The sequence below is a fragment of the Blastomonas sp. genome, assembly GCF_041747255.1.
In the GTDB taxonomy this organism is placed as follows: domain Bacteria; phylum Pseudomonadota; class Alphaproteobacteria; order Sphingomonadales; family Sphingomonadaceae; genus Blastomonas.
In genome coordinates, this window is record NZ_JBGTFM010000047.1 from 1 (window position 1) to 6601 (window position 6601).

The window sequence follows — 6601 nt, forward strand, 5'->3', positions numbered from 1 at the left end:
ATGCCGTATTTCGCGAGCAGTTCCTTGGCCTGATATTCGTGAATGTTCATGCAGGTTCCCATGCCTTTCTGATCGGGCCGGGCGTGCGAACCAACAAGCGGTCGTGGCCTGGCCGACAAGCGGTCGATAAAGCGTTCTCGAGGGGGCTAAAGCATAGACCGAAGCCAAAAGAAACCCCGCAAAGGCGCAAGTTGCCCTGCATAATGGCCGATCAGTTGCGAACCCTGCAGATCACCCCCGATGAGGTGACCACGCCGAGGATTTCAGGATCACGCAAGCCCCGCGTCGCCTGCAGCAACGCATCGAAATCATCGGCGCGTGGCAGCTTTTGCAGGTTGCCGAGCCGTTGCAACTGGTCCAGCGTCAGCCGCCCGACCATGCGTTCAGCCATGCAGCCTGCCACCGGGGGGCTGAGCCCGACGCGCACCAACGAGTCGCGCACGCGCATTTCTGGCGTCGCACAGGCCGCCGCCAGCACGGTCATCAGCACAACCGGGGCCAGCCTCAGCGCGCGCATCTGGCTGGCCGCGGTCAACATGCCAAATCAGGCCGCATTCTTGAGGGCATTGGCGCGCTCAATCGCCTCGACGACGACCTGCCGCGCCTCGTCCGCATCGCCCCATTTGCCGACGCGCACCCATTTTTCAGCTTCCAGGTCTTTGTAATGGGTGAAGAAATGTTCGATCTGCGCGAACACAATGTCGGGCATATCCGATTTTTCACGCACATCCGTATAATAAGGGAAGGTCGCGGTATCGGGCACGCAGACGATCTTTTCATCGCCGCCATGCTCGTCCTCAAGGTTGAGCACCGCGATCGGCCGGGCACGCACCACGCAGCCGGGCATGAACGGCGAACGCGCCACGACAAGGGCATCGAGCGGGTCGCCATCGGGCGACAGCGTGTGCGGAATAAAGCCATAATTGGCCGGGTATCGCATCGGCGTGTGCAGGATGCGGTCGACGAACAGAGCGCCGGAGGCCTTGTCGAATTCATATTTCACCGGTTCACCGCCGGTGGGCACTTCGATGATCACATTGACATTGTTCGGCGCATTCTTGCCGGTGGGGATCTGGTCAATAAACATAAGAACAGCGGCTTTCTGTTGGGTGGCAACCTTTTATTAAAAGGCTGCCCCGGCAATCAGCGGGTCTGGGGCGCGAGCAGCCGGTCGAGTCCGGTTTCGCCCTCGCCCGTCTTGCGCAGCGCCGGATAGCGTAAGCCACCCGAATAGGAAAGCACGGTTTCGCGGTAACGCTTGCCGCGCTTGACCAGCAGCGGAAGCTTGCCACCGCTGGTCGCAGCGGTGATCACGGCCTTTATCTTTTCGTGCGAATAATCCGCACCATCGACCCCGGTGATGGTGTCGCCGTTGGTCAATCCTGCGTCGAACGCCGGGCTGCCCCACATGACCTGCGCGATCTTACCATCCTTTTCCACGATCAGCCCGACGCTGTGGCTGAGGTCGGCATTACCCGATGCGGCCTCACCCGATTTGATGAACGCGCTGGGCTCGGGCACATAGACCAGTTCATAGCCGCCCATCACCAGACCCTGCTTGGGCGCTTGACTGTTCACCTCAAACACATGGCGTTGGATGAAGCCCTGCCAGTCGTATGGGTGCACCGCGTTCAAAGCCGCGATCACATCTGGCAGTTCATAGGTGACAACCCCCCAGTCGCCCTCACGTCCGCCAAAGAAGCTGCGCGCGAAGTCTTGCAGAGACTTGGTGTTACCCGATTCGCGGCGGATGATCTGGTCGGCCTCAAGCCACACCAGCATGCCTTCGTTGTAATAATCCTCGCTGCGCTGCCAGCTGGCCCATGCCTTGGGGCGGCGCGCGGAGATGATCGGATCGTGCGCGGTATCGCCCATCGGCCGCCATGTGCGACCAGTACGCCGGTCGAGCGACGCGGCGATATTGGCAAATGCGTCGAGCGTGTCCTGATAGGTGAACAACCCCGAACGCGCACCCAGCACATAGCCCCAGAACTGGGTCTGCCCTTCATAGACCCATAGCAGGTCGTCGCGGCTGGACTGGCGAAAATCGGGCGCCCAGATGCCCTGCGGACGCCGGTATTTGCCGTTCCAGCTGTGGACCATCTCGTGCGGCAGCAGATTGCGCGATCCCGGCCCCTTCTCCCAATCGGTGAAATAGCCGGTGCCGACGCCGTTTTCGCTGCTTCGGTGATGTTCGATGCCGATGCCGCCCATCTCATTCGACAGCGACAGCAGGAAATCGTAACGGTCATACTGGCGTACGCCGAACAGGTGCTCGGCCTCGCGCACCAGCCGCCGGTGATGTTCGATTTGCGCCTCGGTCGCGGCCAGATGCTCGGGCGCATCGGCGACGACGTTCAGTGTCACCTTGTCTGACAGCGGCCAGCTTTTGAAATTCGCGCCGGCAAACATCGGGCTGTCGACCAGGGTATCGAAATCGACGCGTTCATAGCTGATCTTCGCGCCCGCCGTGCGCTTGGCCCGCATCGCGCTGCCCGCCTGCCAGCCTGCGGGCCAAGTGACCGAGGCATCGACCGGGATGTTGCGGGTGAAATAGCCCGCCGGATAGAGCGCGACATTGTGCCAGCGCAGGTTCATCATGGCTGGTGCGATTACGATCCGGCCCTGGTTGGACGCGGTGGGGCTGACGAACTGGAAGCTTGCGACCACGTTCTGCGCATTGGCGGGCACGTTGACGTGGAATGCGTTCACATCAAGCGAATCGCGCTGCCAGGTGAGCGGCTTGCCGCCTGCCGCGAAGGTGATGCCGACCAGCTTTTCAATCTCGCCGCGCGGCGCGTGGTTGCCGGGCAGCCATTCGGGATACAGCAAGGTGAAGCGCCCCGCGCTGCGCGCTTCGGCGGGCACCGGGATCGTCTGCTTGACCGAGAAGATCGCGCGGCCGATGTCGGTTGCATCGACATCAAGCAGCATCGTGCCCGGAAAATCGATATCGCGCGGCGCGAGCACAATGTCCTCGACCGGCTGCACCTGCGGCTCGCTGTTCTGGGCAGTGGCGGGGACGGCGGCAAATGCGATGGCAAGGCAGGAAACGCTCAGGAATAGACGCACGTAAATGACCCTTTTTTTCTTTACTCCTCCCCGGAAGGGGGAGGGGGACCGCGAAGCGGTGGAGGGAAGCGAGATCGTGCCTTGATCAGATCAGAACACAATCCCGCTTCCCCTCCGTCAGCCCTGCAGGCTGCCACCTCCCCGTTCCGGGAGAGGATTTGACATTGCCTGCGGCTCGCAAATTCGATGTCCAGGTTGACCATAGCCACCTGTGCCAAAAAAATGCACCCGCTTGTTTGGTGTTACCCAAAAAAGTCGCTATTGGGCTGTGCCTCATGGGCAAGATCAAAACGCCGGGCGCGATCCGCGGCACACAGGACATTTTCGGCGAAGATCAGGAGCGGTTCGGCCATGTCGTCGACACGTTCGAACGCGTGCGCCGCCTTTACAACTTCCGCCGCGTGGAAATGCCGGTGTTCGAGGCGACGGCGGTGTTCGCGCGCTCGCTGGGCGAGACCACCGATGTTGTCAGCAAGGAAATGTATTCGTTCGATGATCGCGGCGGCGATTCGCTCACCTTGCGGCCCGAATTCACCGCCGGTCTGGCGCGCGCCTATCTCACCAACGGCTGGCAGCAATATGCGCCGCTCAAGCTCGCGACGCATGGGGCCCTGTTCCGTTACGAGCGCCCGCAAAAGGGCCGCTACCGCCAGTTCCACCAGATCGACGCCGAGATCATCGGCGCTGCCGAACCGCAGGCAGACGTAGAGCTGCTGGTAATGGCCGACCAGATCCTGCGCGAACTGGGCATCACCGAAGGCGTGACGTTGCAGCTTAATACGTTGGGTGACGCCGCCAGCCGCGATGCCTGGCGCGCGGCGTTGGTCGCGCATTTTGATGCGCACCGGGGTGACCTGTCACCCGAATCGCAGAGCCGTCTGGAGCGCAACCCGCTGCGCATCCTCGACAGCAAGGAAGCCCAGGACCGCCCCATCGCCGACAGCGCGCCCGACATCGACGCGTATCTGACCGACGAGGCGGGCGCGTTCTTCGAAAGCGTGACAAGCGGGCTTGATGCGGCGGGTGTGGCCTGGACCCGCAACGCCCGGCTGGTGCGCGGGCTGGATTATTACCGCCACACCGCGTTCGAATTCGTCACCGACCGGCTGGGCGCGCAGGGCACCGTGCTGGGCGGCGGGCGGTACGATGGACTGATCGAGAATTTAGGCGGCCCGGCCACGCCTGCGGTCGGCTGGGCTGCGGGGATCGAGCGGCTGGCGATGTTGTGTGATGTGGCGACAGAAAAAGAGCCAGTTGTGGGCGTCGTACCCGATAGGCCTGATATGGAGGTGGAAGCTGCAATGATTGCAGCGGCGCTGCGTAGAAGGGGCGTTCGTGTGCAAACAGCCTTCAAGGGGAATGCCAAAAAGCAGGGAGAAAAAGCCAAGCAGTCGGGCGCTGATGCAATTCTATATGTTCGACCTGACAGCGAAGCCTCAAGGCGATTACACCTGACCAACGTCACAATGGAAAGCGAAGCAGCAACGAAGTTTCTCCTGGCGATCCTCGGGGAGCTCCCCTCAGAATATGGTCAACTATCAGGCGATGACGACCCTACATGATGATTGATCTAGCCTTATTCATGTTGCTCCCCTGCGAAGGCAGGGGGCCATCGCCTGCGTTCGCATCCGGCGCGACGGTCGGGAGATGGGGCCCTGCCTTCGCAGGGAACCGGATAGGTGCGGGCAAAAGGTGTGCGCGCGACCTCAAGCCCTCCCCCTTGATGGGGGAGGGTTGGGTGGGGGTGTTCTCTCCGGATTGTGCGGCATCGCCCGGACGCACTGTCACCCTCACCGCTGCGACTAGGCAGTCCTTCGACAAGCTCAGGACTGCCAAGTCTCGCTGCCTCTCCCATCAAGGGAGAGGCAAGTTCAGGGCGCTGCTTTCGACGGTGCCGCAATGACCCGCATATCCCCCGAGCGCATCGCGCAGATCGAGGCGCGCTATGAGGAGTTGCAGGCGCGGATGGCGTCGGGCGCGCTGGATGGCGAAGCGTTTGTGCGCACGTCGAAGGATTATGCCGAGCTTGAGCCTGTCGCCCGAGCCGCTGCCGAGGTGCGCCGCCTGCGCGCCGAGCTTGACGTGCTGCAAAGCCTGATCGAAGCCGCCGACTCAGAACCCGAAATCATCGAGATGGCCGCCGAGGAAGCAGGCGCAATCCGAAGCCAGCTTCGGCTTGCCGAGCAACATCTCGCCATCCAGCTGCTACCACGCGACAGCGCCGACATGCGGCCCGCGATGCTTGAAATCCGTGCCGGCACCGGCGGCGACGAGGCGGCGCTGTTCGCGGGCGATCTGCTGCGCATGTATTCGCGTTTTGCCGAGGAGCAGGGCTGGCGGATCGAGATCATCTCGGCGAGCGCATCCGATGTTGGCGGCTTCAAGGAGGTCATCGCCTCGGTCAACGGCACCGGCGTGTTCGCGAAGCTGAAATATGAGGCCGGGGTTCACCGCGTGCAGCGCGTGCCGGTGACCGAGAGCGGCGGGCGTATTCACACCTCCGCTGCGACGGTCGCGGTACTGCCAGAGCCCGAAGAGGTCGACGTGCAGATCAACGACAACGACCTGCGCATCGATGTCTATCGCGCGTCGGGATCGGGCGGACAGCATGTCAACACCACCGACAGCGCGGTGCGCATCACCCACCTGCCCTCTGGCCTGGTCGTCACCCAGCAGGACGAGAAATCGCAGCACAAGAACAAAGCGCGCGCGCTCAAGGTGCTGGCGGCGCGACTGTATGAGCTTGAGCGCAGCAAGGCGGCGGCGTCAGAGGCCAACGCGCGCAAATCAATGGTCGGATCGGGCGACCGGTCAGAGCGCATCCGCACCTATAACTTCCCGCAGGGCCGCGTCACCGATCACCGCATCAACCTGACGCTGCACCGGCTCGACGAAATCCTTGCCGGGCCAGGGCTGAATGAACTGGTCGATGCGCTGACATCCGAAGACCAGGCCAGCCGCCTTGCCAACATGGAGATGGCGGGGTGAGCGCGGACTTTGATCTACCGTGTTCCGGCGAACGCAGGAATCCAGAGGCGATGTTGCGAAAGCTGACTCCTGGGCTCCGGCTTTCGCCGGAGAACGGCTTGCGCTGATGATCGTCGCATACGCGCTTCGGTCTGCAACGCAGGCGCTGGCCGATATTTCAGACACGCCCCGGCTCGATTCCGAACTGCTGATGGCCGATGCCCTGGGCGTATCGCGCTCCGCCCTGTTGCTGGGCCGCATGCACGATCCCGTTCCGTCCGGATTCGCCCCACGCCTTGCCCGCCGCGCCGCGCACGAGCCGCTCGCCTATATCACCGGACGGCAGGAGTTCTGGGGGCTCGATCTTGTTGTCTCGCCCGCCGTGCTGATTCCGCGCGCCGACAGCGAGACGTTGATTGAGGCAGCGATGGACGTTTGCGCCAAATGTCCGCCCGCGCGTATCCTCGACCTTGGCACCGGCTCTGGCGCGCTGCTGCTCGCGGCGTTGACGATATGGCCGGACGCACACGGCACGGGAAGCGACGCGAGCGAGGCTGCACTC

General features: G+C 62.8%; 6 protein-coding genes. 3 read left to right on the forward strand and 3 right to left on the reverse strand.

The features are described 5' to 3' along the window. Nucleotides 1-211 precede the first annotated feature (211 nt). The 3 genes from ACEW8G_RS01825 to ACEW8G_RS01835 are packed head-to-tail and all read right to left on the reverse strand — an operon-like array spanning nucleotide 212 to nucleotide 3072. Nucleotides 212-538 carry a hypothetical protein gene (locus ACEW8G_RS01825; RefSeq protein WP_373486743.1) on the reverse strand — a complete coding sequence of 109 codons (327 nt, stop codon included), beginning with the start codon at nucleotides 536-538 and terminating at the stop codon, nucleotides 212-214. Nucleotides 539-544: 6 nt separating this feature from the next. Continuing rightward, entirely contained in the window at nucleotides 545-1087 is a 543-nt protein-coding gene (gene ppa, locus ACEW8G_RS01830; RefSeq protein WP_373486744.1) for an inorganic diphosphatase, read from the reverse strand. Nucleotides 1088-1143: 56 nt separating this feature from the next. Then, a complete protein-coding gene (locus ACEW8G_RS01835) occupies nucleotides 1144-3072 on the reverse strand; it encodes a M61 family metallopeptidase (RefSeq protein WP_373486745.1) in 1929 nt (642 codons plus the stop codon). Between the two features lie 275 nt (nucleotides 3073-3347). Here ACEW8G_RS01835 and hisS point away from each other — a divergent pair, with 275 nt between their 5' ends. The 3 genes from hisS to ACEW8G_RS01850 form a co-directional block, all read left to right on the forward strand. Then, nucleotides 3348-4634 carry a histidine--tRNA ligase gene (gene hisS, locus ACEW8G_RS01840; RefSeq protein ID WP_373486746.1) on the forward strand — a complete coding sequence of 429 codons (1287 nt, stop codon included), beginning with the start codon at nucleotides 3348-3350 and terminating at the stop codon, nucleotides 4632-4634. 337 nt (nucleotides 4635-4971) lie between these two features. After that, complete coding sequence (gene prfA, locus ACEW8G_RS01845; protein WP_373486747.1) at nucleotides 4972-6060, forward strand: peptide chain release factor 1; 1089 nt, start codon at nucleotides 4972-4974, stop codon at nucleotides 6058-6060. 106 nt (nucleotides 6061-6166) lie between these two features. After that, nucleotides 6167-6601 (forward strand): class I SAM-dependent methyltransferase (locus ACEW8G_RS01850; RefSeq protein WP_373486748.1); only part of this gene is annotated, 435 nt, incomplete at its 3' end.